This is a genomic window from Bifidobacterium sp. M0399 (genome assembly GCF_016100595.1).
GTDB classification, from domain to species: Bacteria; Actinomycetota; Actinomycetes; order Actinomycetales; family Bifidobacteriaceae; genus Bombiscardovia; species Bombiscardovia polysaccharolytica.
Window position 1 is genome coordinate 137,384 of the sequence record NZ_JACFSD010000001.1, and the last position, 15,109, is coordinate 152,492.

The 15,109-nt window shown below is 59.4% G+C and carries 9 protein-coding genes; all 9 read left to right on the forward strand.

Going from position 1 to position 15,109, the window contains the following annotated elements:
• Positions 1 to 304: 304 nt before the first annotated feature.
• The 9 genes from H3V09_RS00385 to ileS all read left to right on the forward strand — a co-directional run bounded on the left by H3V09_RS00385 (position 305) and on the right by ileS (position 15,095).
• Positions 305 to 2,557 carry an exo-alpha-(1->6)-L-arabinopyranosidase gene (locus H3V09_RS00385; protein WP_198190569.1) on the forward strand — a complete coding sequence of 751 codons (2,253 nt, stop codon included), beginning with the start codon at positions 305 to 307 and terminating at the stop codon, positions 2,555 to 2,557.
• 148 nt (positions 2,558 to 2,705) lie between these two features.
• The gene (locus H3V09_RS00390; protein ID WP_198191083.1) at positions 2,706 to 5,042 is read left to right on the forward strand and encodes a glycoside hydrolase family 3 N-terminal domain-containing protein; all 2,337 of its coding nucleotides are present in this window, start codon (positions 2,706 to 2,708) and stop codon (positions 5,040 to 5,042) included.
• 386 nt (positions 5,043 to 5,428) lie between these two features.
• Positions 5,429 to 6,289 (forward strand): ABC transporter permease, encoded by an 861-nt coding sequence (locus H3V09_RS00395; RefSeq protein WP_110425597.1) that lies wholly within the window; start codon positions 5,429 to 5,431, stop codon positions 6,287 to 6,289.
• 9 nt (positions 6,290 to 6,298) lie between these two features.
• Positions 6,299 to 7,210 carry a carbohydrate ABC transporter permease gene (locus H3V09_RS00400; RefSeq protein ID WP_144176749.1) on the forward strand — a complete coding sequence of 304 codons (912 nt, stop codon included), beginning with the start codon at positions 6,299 to 6,301 and terminating at the stop codon, positions 7,208 to 7,210.
• A 37-nt stretch (positions 7,211 to 7,247) separates the two neighbouring features.
• The gene (locus H3V09_RS00405) at positions 7,248 to 8,903 is read left to right on the forward strand and encodes a sugar ABC transporter substrate-binding protein (protein ID WP_198190570.1); all 1,656 of its coding nucleotides are present in this window, start codon (positions 7,248 to 7,250) and stop codon (positions 8,901 to 8,903) included.
• Between the two features lie 43 nt (positions 8,904 to 8,946).
• Positions 8,947 to 9,948 carry a hypothetical protein gene (locus H3V09_RS00410; protein WP_198199016.1) on the forward strand — a complete coding sequence of 334 codons (1,002 nt, stop codon included), beginning with the start codon at positions 8,947 to 8,949 and terminating at the stop codon, positions 9,946 to 9,948.
• Complete coding sequence (locus H3V09_RS00415) at positions 9,945 to 10,706, forward strand: YesL family protein (protein WP_198190572.1); 762 nt, start codon at positions 9,945 to 9,947, stop codon at positions 10,704 to 10,706. Before H3V09_RS00410 ends, H3V09_RS00415 begins: the two co-directional genes overlap by 4 nt.
• A gap of 19 nt (positions 10,707 to 10,725) precedes the next feature.
• Positions 10,726 to 11,436, forward strand: coding sequence for a TetR/AcrR family transcriptional regulator (locus H3V09_RS00420; protein ID WP_198190573.1), 711 nt, complete (start codon positions 10,726 to 10,728; stop codon positions 11,434 to 11,436).
• A gap of 314 nt (positions 11,437 to 11,750) precedes the next feature.
• The gene (gene ileS / locus H3V09_RS00425) at positions 11,751 to 15,095 is read left to right on the forward strand and encodes a mupirocin-resistant isoleucine--tRNA ligase (RefSeq protein WP_198190574.1); all 3,345 of its coding nucleotides are present in this window, start codon (positions 11,751 to 11,753) and stop codon (positions 15,093 to 15,095) included.
• The last annotated feature ends 14 nt before the right edge of the window (positions 15,096 to 15,109 follow it).

Here is a 15,109-nt window from a genome sequence, read left to right on the forward strand (position 1 = left end):
CACTAACTAGTTCAGTCCAAACCACCCGGTCAGGAACTCAGTTATAGGAAGGTTACCAACCATCTGGTTACCTGTGAAGCCATGCGTTGGTGGTGTGTCGACCCTATGAAAATGCTAATCTACCTACCAATTGGTCAGTGCCGTGAGATTCGTCAGATTGGTCCTCTTGACCCTGGTTTGGCTTTCCGGGACGGGCTCCGGAAGGGCTTTGGGCAGAGGACGGACCTGCACGACTGGCCGAGAGATACACCGAGTGTGTATGCGAAAAGGAACGTAACAGGCAAGGAAGCATGGAGCGGAGAGTATGAGTAACACAGAATATCCCACAGTCAAAGATTTGACCCTTGAGGAGAAGGCCAGTCTGACATCGGGGCAGGATGCCTGGCATCTGCAGTCGGTGGAAGGCAAGGGGATCCCTGGGTACATGATCACCGACGGTCCCCATGGCTTGCGCAAGGCCGACAGTTCTACAGGCAATGTGGATGTGAACCAATCGGTCCCCGCCACCTGCTTCCCACCAGCTGCGGGAATGGCCAGCTCTTGGGACCCGGACCTTGTTGACCGGGTGGGTCAGGCCATGGCCGAGGAGTGTATCCAAGAAAAGGTGGCGGTTATCCTGGGCCCCGGCGTGAACATCAAACGCAATCCCCTTGGTGGCCGTTGCTTCGAATTCTGGTCGGAAGACCCCTATTTGGCTGGCCACGAGGCAGTGGGAATCGTCACCGGCGTCCAGTCCAAGGGGGTGGGAACCTCGCTGAAGCACTTCGCCGTCAACAACCAGGAGACCAACCGAATGCACGTGTCGGCCAGGGTGGGTCAGCGTGCCCTACGTGAGATATATCTACCGGCCTTTGAACACATCGTCAAGGCCGCCCAGCCTTGGACGGTCATGTGCGCCTACAATCGTGTCAACGGGGTCCATGCCGCCCAGGACAGCTGGCTCCTCACCAAGGTTCTGCGGGACGAGTGGGGGTTCAAGGGGATCGTAATGAGCGACTGGGGGGCCGACCATGATCGGGTGGCATCCCTCAATGCTGGTCTGAACCTGGAGATGCCACCCAGCTTCACCGACGACCAGGTCGTCAAAGCGGTACAGGATGGCCGCTTGTCCGAAAACCAACTGAACCGGATGGCTCAGGGGATGATTGACCTGGTCAACAAGACCCGTCCGGCCATGCAGACCCAGGGCTATAAATACGACGTGGAGGCCCACAATCAGGTAGCGCGTCAGGCAGCCCTGGAATCCATGGTCCTTCTCAAGAATGAGGGGGGTATTCTTCCGGTCAAGCAGGGAGAATCCGTGGCTGTGATCGGCGAGTTCGCCCGCACCCCCCGCTATCAGGGTGGCGGATCCTCCCACATCACCCCGACCAGGATCACCAGCTTCCTGGATGCCGCGGCAGACAGGGGACAGGTCGTTGACTTCGCCCCCGGGTTCACCCTTGATGAGGCTGAACAGGACCAGAGCCTGACGAACCAGGCACTCCAGGCCGCTTCCAAGGCCGATAAGGTTCTTCTCTTCATGGGACTCCCCGAGGAGGCCGAGTCTGAGGGCTTCGACAGGAAAACCCTGGACATCCCCGCCAAACAAATCGAACTCCTGGAGGCCATCTCCAGTGTCAACCCAAACGTTGCAGTCATACTCTCCAACGGATCCGTGGTCTCTCTGACCCCCTGGAGGGACCAGGCCAGAGGGATCATCGAGGCCTGGCTCCTGGGTCAGAACGGCGGGCAGGCCCTGGCTGACGTAATATACGGGGATGTCTCTCCGTCGGGCAAACTGGCCCAGACCATCCCCATGGACCTCTATGACGACCCCTCGATGGTCAACTGGCCTGGTGAGGAAGGCCATGTGGACTACGGTGAGGGCATCTATGTGGGCTATCGCTACTATGACACCTTCCACAAGGAGGTGGCCTACCCCTTCGGCTTTGGTCTGAGTTACTCCGAATTCAAGATTGACGATATCCGCGCCCTTCCTGACGGAAGGGGAGGAGTGCGTGTGACGGCACGGGTGAGCAACCTATCAGACGTGGACGGCGCCCAAGTGGTTCAGGTCTATGTGGCTCCGCGCTCGCATCGGGTCTCACGCCCGGTCCACGAACTCAAGGGGTTTAGGAGGGTTTTCCTCAAGGCAGGGCAGAGCGCTGAAGTCGTCATTGACTTGGATTCCCGGGCCTTTGCATACTGGTCGGAGGCATACGGCGACTGGCATGTGGAGAAAGGGACCTATGGAATCCAGGTGGGCTCCTCCAGCCGCGACATAAGCGCACAGGTGGACCTGGACCTGCCCGGTGACGGCAAGCGGCTTCCCTTGAACGAATGGTCCACCCTGCGCGAGTGGGAGGATGATCCGGTCGGCGGGCCCATAGTCCAGAAGATGAAAGCCGAGGGGGATGCCGGCCGTCTGCCTAAGTTGGACGATACGGATGATTCTCCCGCTTCCTTCCTGGCTGGCATGCCGATTAATTCATTTTCCGTCCTGGTTGGCGAAGGAGGTACGAGGATGACCTCCTTCCTCTTAGATGAATACGCGCGCCAGACCGGGGTTCAGTGAGTCCGACACCCATATTCGGGTGGCTGTTATCGAGTCAATGGACACGGGGAGATCGGCGGCCGGATGGTTCGATGCCAGACCGATCGATCAGTGCAGAGACAGAGATATGCATCAAGATGAGGCTCGAGAAGGAACAAGAATGGCAGAGATGAAAACCGAAGATCAACGTCCGATCAGGGGTATGCCGTACCAGGATTCGACCCTGCCCGAGGGGGAAAGGACCCAGGACCTCCTGTCCAGGATGACACTGGAGGAGAAAGTCGGCCAGATGATGCAGCTGGAGGGAAGGAAGGAGTTGTTGCCGGATCTCATACTGCGCAGACACGTCGGATCCATCCTCCACACCAGCCCCGATGATCTGCCCGCGGCACTGACTATGGCCGTCCAGGAGACCCGGCTGGGGATTCCCCTGATAGTAGGCGACGACTGCATACATGGGTACTCCTTCTGGCCTGGGGCCACCATCTTCCCCAGCCAGCTGGGCATGGCGACCTCATGGGACCCCGAACGGGTCCGTCAGGCGGCCAGGGTCACGGCCGAGGAGGTGTCAGCGACCGGGGTCCATTGGACCTTCTCGCCGGTCCTCTGCATCAGCAGGGACACTCGTTGGGGCCGGGTGGATGAGACCTTTGGGGAGGACCCCCTCCTGATCGGGGACTTGGCCTCGGCCATGGTCAAGGGTTACCAGGGGGGTGCCAAGGCCGGAGAGCCCCTCCCCGAGGACGCTATCATGGCCTGCGCCAAGCATTTCGCGGGTTATTCGGAGACCCAGGGGGGCAGGGATGCCAGTGAGGCCGACCTTTCCCACCGCAAGCTCATGTCGTGGTTCCTGCCCCCGTTCGAGCGGGTGGCCAGGGAGGGTTGCGGATCATTTATGCTGGGTTATGAAGCCATTGACGGCACTCCGGTCACTCTGAACCACTGGCTCCTGGATGAGGTCCTTAGGGGGCAGTGGGGCTACCGGGGGATGCTGGTGACAGACTGGGACAACGTGGGCCGCACCGTGTGGGAGCAACATATAGAACCCGACTACACTCATGCGGCAGCCGATGCTGTCAAGGCCGGCAACGATCTGATGATGACCACCCCCCAGTTTTACGAGGGGGCCTTGGAGGCCGTCCGTTCCGGCATTCTGGAGGAGGACCAGCTGGATCAGGCCGTGGGCAGGATTCTGGCCGTCAAGTTCCGGCTGGGACTCTTCGAGAATCCCCGTCTGCCCGACCGGGAGAGAATCCGGACGACCATAGGCTCCCAGGAGCACAAGCGCACCAACTTGGAACTGACACGTGAGTCGGTTGTTCTTCTGCGCAACGACGGTTCTCTCCCTCTGAAGGCAGGAATTGTACCGCGACAGGAGGAGGGTGTCCACAGGCTGGCCGTGGTGGGACCTCTGGCCGATGATGCACAGTCCCAGTTGGGAGACTGGGCCGGGGCTTCGGGCCAGGTGGCCTGGATGCGCCAAGGCCAACCCAGGGAGATGATCGTTACGGTCCGTGACGGTCTGGCCTCCCTCCTTCCTGAGAGTTGGCAAGTGGACTATGCCCGAGGGGCGGATATTATTACCATGGTGGACGATCCTGCCGGCCCGACCTTCCATGATGGCCAGCCCAGGCCCAAGATCGCCCAGTCAGCTCCCACAGATCAGGACCAGCTGGATCAAGCCGTCCAGACGGCCAGGCGGTCTGATGCGGTCATCGCCGTCGTCGGTGACCTGGTCCAACTGACGGGGGAGGGGCGGTCGACGGCTACCCTCGAACTTATGGGTGGGCAGGCTGACCTGATCCGAGCCCTTGTCGATGTCTGCAGCCAGGAGGACAAGCCCCTTTGCCTGGTTCTAATGAGTTCCAAGCCCCTGGTCCTTCCGGCCGAGGCCGACCTTGCTAACGCTCTAATCTGGGCACCTAGCCCCGGTATGGAGGGTGGAAGGGCCATAGCTGAGATAATCCTGGGCCTGACCGAACCCTCGGGTCGCCTGCCCATCTCCATGCCCCGGCACGTGGGCCAGCTACCGGTCTACTACAATCAGATTCGTGGTCAGCATGGCAACCGGTACGCCGACTTGACCCAGGATCCCGCCTTCGTTTTCGGCGAAGGCCTGTCGTACACGACCTTTGAATATGGACGCCCCTCGGTCAAGGGGGGTCCCGGCCCCTTTGCCCACGACCAAGTTATCCACGCCAGTATCCCATTGACGAACACCGGCGGCCGACCCGGTGTGGAGGTGGTCCAGGCTTATGTGAGGGATCTTGTTACATCGGTCACCTGGGCAGACCGAGAGCTCAAGGCCTATAAGAGGGTCAGCTTGGAACCCGGTCAGACCGCCCAGGTCGAATTGGACATTCCGGTCTCCGCCTGTTCCATCGTCGACTCTTCGGCCCACCGGGTCGTCGAGGATGGGGAGTTCGATCTCCTGATCGGCCACTCCTCCAATGAGGACGACCTCCAAGCGGTCCGGTTCAGTGTGGCCGGGGTCCAGTCCGCCTAAGGCCAAGGGGCGCAATTGGTCCCATCACAGCAATCCGTCCCCGAAGGGCTTACCGGAGGTGATTCCCCGGCACTTCCTTCGGGGCCGGATCGTCCCTATCGTTACGCCATCTCGAGGCGGCTGCATTATAAATCGATTCTCTTTGACTAATTACTTACTCATGAGTAAGATAAATTCTGTAAGTGGAAATCCAATCTGATTCGTATGGGATGGCCCGCCGCGCAGGAGCGGTTCGCTATCTACACCGCCGCTCAATGTTGAGGGACGGGCGAGGCGAAAGGAGCAAGGTTGCAAGTGGAATCCGTACATCCAACAATCCCATCGCGGGGGGGGGGCTTATAAGCCACTGGTTTTCCCGCTTCAGGCACCAGTGGCAGTTGCAGGTCATGATTGCTCCGGGCATCCTCTTCATGGTGGTCTTCAACTTCATTCCGATATATGGTCTGGTGCTGGCCTTCAAGAACTACACCGTCGTCGATACCATCGGTGACTCCCCCTGGGTGGGCCTAGACAACTTCCGGATTATTTTGTCTGACAAATACTTCTGGGATTCGGTCTGGAACACCCTGGGCATCAGTTCCATTAAGTTGATACTGGGCTTCATTCTGCCCATCATCCTGGCCGTCATGATTTATGAGGTTCCCTGGGGGCCCTTCAAGAAAATCGTGCAGACCCTGACCTACCTGCCCCACTTCTTCTCCTGGATCATTCTGGGAGGCATGATGATCAGCTGGCTCTCATCCAACGGTCTGCTCAACCAGATACTCCAGATTTTTGGCTTCCAGGCCAATACGAACTACCTTCTGGATGCGGGCAAATACTGGGGGATAGCCTCCTTGTCAGACGTGTGGAAAGAGGCCGGGTGGGGTACCATCCTCTACCTGGCAGTCATGTCCAACATCGACCCTTCCCTTTATGAGGCGGCGGAGATGGACGGGGCATCCAAGATCCAGCGGATATGGCACATTACCTTGCCTGAAATCAGCGGGATGGTCACCCTCAATCTGATCCTCTCCGTATCGGCTCTCTTCAATTCCAACTTGGACCAGACCCTAGTCCTGATGAACTCTCAGAACCAGCCCAAGGCGGAGGTTATCAACTCATACGTCTACAGAATGGGTCTGACACAGGGCGACTTCTCCTATGCCACAGCCGTCGGCCTGGGGGTTTCAGTCATATCGGTCATCCTCCTGGTGGCCACCAACCTGTTGAGCAAAAGACTCAACGACAACCAGTCGGTGCTCTGAGGAGGAACCATGCCCAAAGTCAAACAAGATGCTGCTTCTGTCGCTCCGAGCCGGAGGATCCGCCACAGCTCGGTCACCTTTACCATCGTCAACTGCGCCCTTCTGGTGGTCTTCACCCTTCTGATCGTCGTACCAGTATGGAACATCGTTATCTCGTCGTTTTCCTCCTCCAAGGCCCTGGGAAGGGGGGTAGCCTTCTGGCCCAAGGAGTTTTCCCTGGACAACTACACCTACGTTCTGGAGGACAAGACCATGTGGAACGCCTTGTTCATTTCTGTGGCCAAGACGGGTGTGGGAGTGGTATGCCACACCCTATTCTGCGCCCTCTTCGCCTACCCGATGAGCAAGGCCTACCTGGCAGGGCGTAAGCTCTACTCGGCCATGGGGATCGTGACCATGTTCTTCTCCGGTGGGATGATTCCCACCTTCCTCCTGATCAAGTCCTTGGGGCTGCTCAACACTTTCTGGGTATACATAATCCCGGCCCTCTTCAGCTATTACGACATCATCATCCTGATGAACTTCTTCCGCCAGATTCCTGACTCCCTGATGGAGTCGGCCCGTATCGACGGTGCGAGTGAATGGAGAGTCTTCCGGTCAGTGGTTCTTCCCTTGTCGATGCCTGGGGTCGCCACTATCGGCCTCTTCCACGGGGTGGCCCAATGGAACGATTTCATGACCACCAAACTTTATGTCAACAATGAGGCCCTCTACCCGCTTCAGATGCGCCTGTACGACATAATCGTCCAGTCCCAAGCGGCCACACAGAACGCCAACATGGGTCATCTAGTCCTGGATACGACCTCGCGCGGGGTCAGGCTGTCGACCATCATCATCACGGTTCTGCCCATCCTGGTGCTTTACCCCTTCGTTCAGAGGTATTTCATCAGCGGTTCCATGGCCGGTGCGGTCAAGGGCTGACTGGTCGTCACGGATCGAGAAGAGCTAAGGAGCATTCATGCGTAAGAAAACGATTGTGTGCAGAAGGTTGAAGTCCCTCTGCGCGGTGGTGATGATCCCGGCGGTCTTGGGTGGTCTTGCGGCCTGCGGGATCGACAACAGCTACACATCGCACACGGTGGCCCAGTTGCCAGCCCCGGCCTACAGTCCTTCACCCGACAAGCCGGCCTGGCAGATTGACGGACGTAAGGACAACAAAATCCTGTGGTACGTCAATGCCGATTGGTGGAACAAGTCCTTCGGGAAGGACATGATCACCCGCCAGATCAAAAAGGACCTGAATGTGGACATCGAGTTCGTCACGGGAGATGACAGCAAACTCAATACTTATTTCGCCGGCGGTGACCTGCCGGATCTGATCACCGTCCTGGACGCCAACTCCCGGGTGGTCAAGGCAGCCAAAAACTGGGCATACCCCCTTGATGACCTGGCCGACAAGTACGACCCGTACTTCCATAAGGTTGCGGCCAAACAGACCATGGACTGGTACCGTCAGGACGATGGGAAAACCTACGGGTACCCTTCTTATTCCAACACGGAGAAGGACTACGGGGACGGGACCGTGCATGCCTCAAGCGGTTTCATCATCCGCAAGGATGTGCTGGCTGCCATCGGAAAGCAGGATTTCACCACCCCGGAGGGTTTTCTGGCTGGGATGAGGGCCATCAAGGAGAAGTTCCCCGACCTGATCCCCTTTGGCTTCAATGAGTTCAACGGGACCAATTCCTCTCTGGACGTGACCTTGCAGAACACTCTGGGAGTCCCGACCACCAAGGCCGGCCACCGCTTTTACGATCGGAGGGAGGACAAGGACTATCTGACCTGGCTGGACACCTTCCGCCGTTTGCACGCTGCGGGTGGGATATCCGATGATTCCTTCGCCGATGACGGTGATGCCTTCAATGAGAAGATACAGTCGGGCAAGTATGCCAGTATATTCATGGCCAGCGTGGTCAACCACGGCCTCTGGCTCCAGACGTGGGCCACCGCCCATCCCGACAGCCAGTATGTGGCTATCGACGGTCTGCGCAGCACTCAGGGGCGCAAACCCACACTAACCGATACTGGTCTGAGCGGCTGGACCATAAACTTCATCAGCAAGGGTTGCCGGAATCCCTCCAAGGCCATCCAGGTCTTCACCTACCTTCTGAGCGACTATGGGCAGATGTTGGTCAACTATGGGTTTGAGGGGAAGACCTACACCAGGGGGCCGGGCAAGATTGTCAGGTGGACACCCGAAGCCAACAAGGTTAGGTTGACCGACAGCAAGAAGTGGCAGAATGAATACCGGATGGCCGAATTCGTTCTCTTTGGCCACGATCGCTACAAGGCGCTCAACCCGGATTCCTTTACCGATGCTGTCCGTCAGATCCAGAATTTCGGACAGCCTTGGCTGACCACCCAGTACGAGATAGAGAATATAGCCCCCGACCAGGGCACTCTCCAGGCTCGTGCCTACTCGGCAATCGAGACCAAATGGTCGACCATCCTGGTCTCCCTGATGAGGAGCGGATCCGAAAAGGACTTCAAAAATTTGGTGGAGCAGTACGGCCAGTTCCAAAAGGAGAACAGGATTGACGAAATCAATAAGATACGAGATGCAAAGATCGCTGCCAACCTGAACAGGCTCAAGGGTTCGCAGACCAGGAGCTGAGGGAATGACGATTAGGATTTTCCTCAACAGCAGGGCAGGCCACGTGAGTGAAAAACTTGGGCCGGTTGGAAGGGGAGCCGTTGATTGGCGGGGCGGTCGACAGATGGGCGAAGATCGTCCGAGCGCCATCCTGGCGACCGACTCCTCTGCCTACCTGGTTTGCTACCGTCTGCCTTCTCGAACCAGACGGTGCCTCATGAGGACCCTCTTCGACCTGACGCCGGTAATCAGCCTGTCTCTTCTGCGCAACCCAATGTGGTTCTATGACTGTTCCCACCACCCCAACACCTATGACGACCCCAACGGTGGCCGGGAGGGCAGGTTCCTTATAAACTTCTCCTTCAGTATCCGCAAGGATCTCTGCCGGGGTTTGGACCGGGCCGGTTTGCAAACGAATATCCTAGGATATGAGCACAACTGGGATCGGACAGACCGCCAATTGGACCTCATCGACATGGCGGTTGGGGTCCTGGACGGAATCGCCTGTTACTGGTATGACAGCTGGCCCGAAAGTCAGGCGAAGGTCAGCGCGCCGAGGTCTGTTTACGGGGCCTATGTCACGGAGGGTTCGGAGGGAGAGTGGATACCCAGACTTCACCAGAACTTGGCCCGCCTGATGTCCATAGGTATCGAGTTTATGCGCCATAAGGCCCGCTGCCTGGTCCTGTGGAATCTCACGCTGGACAAGAAGGGCGGGCAGGTCATCTCCGGATTCGGTACCAGTACCTGTCGAGACCTGGTCACGGCGGACCGAAGAGGAAGGATTACCCGTAATCTGGACTACTGCGGTCTTGCCCGATTTAGTCGATTTATCAGGCCAGGCGACAGAAGGATCAGTATGGAACAGGCCGACTACCTGTCCGATTTTCCCCTTGGGAACACCGACGGAAGCCAGGTGGCTGTCCTTTACAACAGACGACGGAGGAAGATCAGAATTGGGGTCCGTTTCGTCCTCGGCCGCCGGAGTCAGGAGGCGGAACCGACCCTCTGGACCGTGATGGCTGTGACCCTTGTCTGCGGACCGGGCCCAGTGGAGGGCCTATGAGCAGGATCTTCGCTCTGGACGGTCCCCTTTACCGTTGCCTGGATAAGGTCTGGCAGCTCCTCAAGTTGAACCTTCTTTTTCTCGTGTCCTGCCTTCCCCTGGTTACGGTTGGGGCCGGACTGACTGCCCTTTTCGCTGTGGTTTTCGCCCTGCAGGAGGAGGGAACTGTCCAGGTGGGTGTCCGCTATTGGAAGGCTTTCAAGGCACGCCTGGCCAGGTCGACCCAGGTCTGGCTCCTGGTCGTGGCCGTGCTAACTGCCTTAGTGGGGGCTTACTTCCTTTTGGCAAATCTAACGCGGGGGTCTCAACCGGTCCTCCTTACCTTTATGGTCCTGGTGGCCTTCCTTCTTCTGGCGGCCATGCCCCTCTTCCCCCTCCTGGCCCTGGGTCTGTCCTCCGACCTTGGCGGAGCCGGAGCCTCCATTATGTCGGACCAGAGCCTCAAGAACCCCTCTCTTGGAAAGCTCCTGAGGACTTCGCTAGGTGTGGGGGTCGGGCATGTCCTGGAATGCGGAGGAATGTTCCTCCTCTTGGCCCTCACCTGCCTGCTTCCTATCTTCCTGCCTAGACTCTGGCCACTGTGGCTCCTTTTTGCCGGCTCCCTCCTGGCCTCCCTCCAGGCCTGGCTTTTTCGTCGAGCTTGCGGGGCCCTGCCGGTCCGAGCCCGTCCAGATCAGGCAAAAGGCAGAGGCAGTGAACGGTCCACAGGGGGTGATGGTCTTGATGGCGGAGACCGACCTGGCCCCGGCAGGCGATGAAGGGGAAGGAGAAGCTGGCATGATCCGGAAGGTGAAGAAGACAGATGGGCCGAGTGAGGGCGGGGACCACACCCGCCACCGCCCTGAGACTCTGCACAAGCGGGAAGAGATATTGAGGGCTGCCCTTGATGTCTTCGGCCGGAAGGGGGCTGCCAAGGGTACCCTTGAGGAGATTGCCGACAAGGTGGGAATGACTCGGGCCGGCATTCTCCACCATTTCGGTTCAAAGCGCAAGCTCTTGATCGAGGTCCTCAGATACAACGATCAGGCCGAAGTGGCCGACCTCCCTGACAGGAAGATGCCAGGAGGTAGTGCAGGTTTCGATCACCTCTTGCAGACCATCGTCGATCATGCTCGCAATCCCGAGATCGCCCGCTCCTTCATCACTCTCTCTTCGGAATCCATCACCGAAGGGAATCCCGGCCACCCATTTTTCAGAGAGCGGTATGCCAATCTCCGTCAGGAGGTGGCCGAGTGGATAGTGCAGATGGGCCGCGATCAGGGAAAGGCAGTGGAACGGGATCTTGCACTGATGGCCTCTTCGTCCATACTGGCTCTTATGGACGGCCTCCAGCTCCAGTGGTTGATGGATGAGGGGGAGGAGGGGCAGATTGACATGGTTCGGACCCTCTCCTTCGCCATGCATGAGATTGTAGCGGCCGCGCTGGGAAACCCGATGACTGGCCGGGAGGGCGAACCGGACACTGGGACAGGGGGAGGTCGGGGGTGAGGGGGCCCAGTCAGCGGTGCGACGAAATGGGTCCGCCTGATGATTGTCCGCCTGGTGAACCGGATTCCCCTCTTTCCTTAGGCGATGATACTATCCATTCATAGTGGGCCTTGATCCGTTATCAGCGGGGAGCCCTCGGAAGAACGGGATCGCATGCGGCGGTCCTCAGTAGAACCGACGGGTGGGCCCGCACAGCCCATTTCAAGCGGTCCGGCGCGGGTCATTGGCCGGGCAAGCGAGGTGGTACCGCGGTGGGCCCATGGGTCCCTCGTCCTCGACATGGCGACATGAACGACCAGCGAGGAGCGTGAACGGTGAATCAGACCACTGATACCTCAGATGCGACAAATCGGGACGGCGAAGTCTATCCCAAGGCGGTGGTGGACCCGGCTCTGGCCAAGGTGACGCCCAATCCCTCCTTCCCCCACATGGAAGAGTCCGTCCTGGACTACTGGGATCAGGACGACACCTTCAACAAGTCGGTGGATCGTCGTCCGTCGGGTGATCATGCTGACAACGAGTTCGTCTTCTTCGACGGCCCGCCATTCGCCAACGGCCTGCCCCACTACGGGCACCTGCTGACCGGCTACGTCAAGGATGTCATTCCCCGCTACCAGACCATGAAGGGCCACAAAGTCAACAGGGTCTTCGGTTGGGACACCCACGGCCTGCCCGCCGAGCTGGAGGCCCAGCGCGAGCTCGGCATCGACAGCGTGGATCAGATCGAGCAGATGGGCATTGAAAAGTTCAATGACGCCTGCCGCGCTTCAGTACTCAAGTACACCAGCGAGTGGAAGGACTACGTGCATCGTCAGGCCCGCTGGGTGGACTTCGACCACGGCTACAAGACCCTGGATGTCTCCTACATGGAGTCAGTCATGTGGGCCTTCAAGACCCTCTATGAGAAGGGCCTGGCCTACGAAGGCTACCGGGTGCTGCCCTACTGCTGGAAGGACCAGACCCCGCTGTCCAACCACGAACTGCGCATGGATGCCGATGTCTACCAGGACCGGCAGGACACCACCGTCTCCGTGGCCGTCAAGCTCAGGGACGAGGATGCCTATGCGGTCTTCTGGACCACAACCCCTTGGACCGTCCCCACCAACCTGGCCATCGTGGTCGGCGCTGACATCGAGTACTCGGAGGTCAGCCCGGTGTCGGGACCCTTCGCCGGCAAGCGTTTCTACATCGCCACGGCCCGTCTGGGCGACTACGCCAAGCAGCTGGGGGAGGACTACCAGGTGGTCCGCACCCTCAAGGGGTCCCAGATGGAGGGCTGGCGGTACTGGCCGGTCTTCCCCTACTTCGCCGGAGAACAGGCCGAATCCGAGGGCGGCACCCCCGGCCCCAATGCTTATACGATCTACACGGCCGACTACGTCGACACTGTGGAGGGCACCGGCCTGGTCCACCAGGCTCCCTATGGCGAAGACGATATGAACACCCTGAATGCCAAGGGAATCCGCAGCGTTGACGTCCTCGATGCAGGCGCCGTCTTCACCGAGCAGTGCCCCGATTACCAGGGCATGCAGGCCTTCGATGCCAACATGCCCATCGTGCGCAACCTGCGTGCAGGCGACGGCCCCCTGGCACAGATCCCAGCCGAGCATAGGGCCATCCTCTTCCAGGAGAAGAGCTACGTCCACTCCTACCCACACTGCTGGCGTTGCGGCACCCCGCTGATTTACAAGCCGGTCTCCAGCTGGTTCGTCTCCGTGACCAAGATCAAGGACCGCCTGCTGGAACTCAACCAGCAGATCAACTGGATCCCCGAGAATGTCAAGGACGGCCAGTTCGGCAAATGGCTGGCCAACGCCCGCGACTGGTCCATCTCCCGCAACAGGTTCTGGGGCTCGCCCATACCGGTCTGGGTCTCGGACGATCCCAAGTACCCTCGGGTGGATGTCTATGGGTCCCTGGATGAGCTCAAGCAGGACTTTGGCCGTTACCCGACCGATGACAAGGGGCAGATCAACATGCATCGGCCTTGGATCGATCAGCTGACCAGGCCCAATCCCGACGATCCGACCGGCAAGTCCACCATGCACAGGATCACCGATGTGCTGGACTGCTGGTTCGAGTCGGGCTCCATGCCCTTCGCGCAGTTCCACTACCCCTTCGAAAACAAGCAGTATTTCGAAGACAGGGACCCCTGCGATTTTGTGGTGGAGTACATCGGTCAGACCCGCGGTTGGTTCTACACCATGCACATCATGTCCACAGCCCTCTTCGACCGGCCGGCCTTCAAGAACGTAATCTGCCATGGCATCGTCCTGGGCTCCGACGGACAGAAGATGAGCAAGCACCTGCGCAACTATCCGGATGTGAACGAGGTCTTCGACAAGTACGGATCCGATGCCATGCGCTGGTTCCTGATGAGCTCTTCCATCCTGCGCGGCGGCAACCTGGTCGTCACCGCCGATGGCATTCGCGACACGGTCCGTCAGGTCATGCTGCCGGTCTGGAGCTCTTACTACTTCTACACGCTCTACGCCAACGCGGCAAACAAGGGAGCCGGCTACCAGGCCCAGGCGCTGACACCGGACCGTGTGGTCGACCTGCCGGAGATGGACCGTTTCCTGCTTGCACGGACCCGTCGACTGATCCAGTCGGTGCAGAAGGCCCTGGACGATTTCGCCATCTCGGAAGCCTGCGATGCGGTGACTGACTTCATCGATGTGCTGACCAACTGGTACATCCGCAACAACCGCGACCGCTTCTGGAGCGAGGATCACCAGGCTTTCGACACCCTCTACACAGTCCTGGAGGCTTTCTCCCGTGTTCTGGCCCCTCTGGCGCCCATGGAAGCCGAGCAGATCTGGCGAGGGCTGACCGGCGGTGAGTCGGTACATCTGGCCGACTGGCCCTTCCTGGCCGACGAGGCCACCGGGCAGGAGACCCAGCTGGGACAGGTCCTGCGCGACGATCCTGCCCTGGTAACCGCCATGGAGAAGGTCCGCGAGGTGGTTTCGGCCACCCTGGCCCTGCGCAAGGCCGAGCAGATCCGCGTCCGCCAGCCCCTGTCCCGGTTGACCGTGGTGGTTCGTGACCCCGATGCGGCCCGTTCCTATGTGGACGTGCTAAAATCCGAGCTCAACATCAAGGATGTGGAGTTCTGCACCCTGGACCAGGCCGGCCAGCATGGTCTGCGAATCATCCACGATCTCAAGGTCAATGCGCGCGCGGCCGGACCCCGACTGGGCAAGCAGGTCCAGTTCGTCATCCGTGCCTCCAAGCAGGGAGACTGGTCAGAGCAGGACGGCCATGTGGTCGTCACTACCCCCGATGGACCGGTGGCCCTGGAGCCAGGCGAATACGAGCTGGACAATCGGATCGAGCAGGAGGACGGTTCCCAGGCCGACCGTTCGGCCTCTGCAGCCCTGCCCACTGGTGGCTTCGTCATCCTCGACACCCAGCTGGACAGCGATCTTCTGGCTGAAGGTTATGCCCGGGATCTGATCCGCCAGGTTCAGGATGCCCGGAAGACCGCAGGTCTGGACATCGCTGACCGGATTCATCTGACCCTGACCCTGCCCGGAGAGGATGCCCCCAAGGCCCAGCAGTTCAGTGACCTGATCGCCCGAGAGACCCTGGCCACCAGCCTGACCGTCAACGCCGCCGATCTGGATCAGCCGCAGGTCGATTTGGTCAAGGCCTGATCGTAGCTGTACAA

Coding starts and splice junctions, on each gene's coding strand:
- H3V09_RS00390 (WP_198191083.1), top strand. CDS start 2,706: ATGAAAACCGAAGATCAACGTCCGATCAGGGGTATGCCGTACCAGGAT.
- H3V09_RS00415 (WP_198190572.1), top strand. CDS start 9,945: ATGAGCAGGATCTTCGCTCTGGACGGTCCCCTTTACCGTTGCCTGGAT.
- H3V09_RS00400 (WP_144176749.1), top strand. CDS start 6,299: ATGCCCAAAGTCAAACAAGATGCTGCTTCTGTCGCTCCGAGCCGGAGG.
- H3V09_RS00405 (WP_198190570.1), top strand. CDS start 7,248: ATGCGTAAGAAAACGATTGTGTGCAGAAGGTTGAAGTCCCTCTGCGCG.
- H3V09_RS00420 (WP_198190573.1), top strand. CDS start 10,726: ATGATCCGGAAGGTGAAGAAGACAGATGGGCCGAGTGAGGGCGGGGAC.
- H3V09_RS00395 (WP_110425597.1), top strand. CDS start 5,429: ATGATTGCTCCGGGCATCCTCTTCATGGTGGTCTTCAACTTCATTCCG.
- H3V09_RS00385 (WP_198190569.1), top strand. CDS start 305: ATGAGTAACACAGAATATCCCACAGTCAAAGATTTGACCCTTGAGGAG.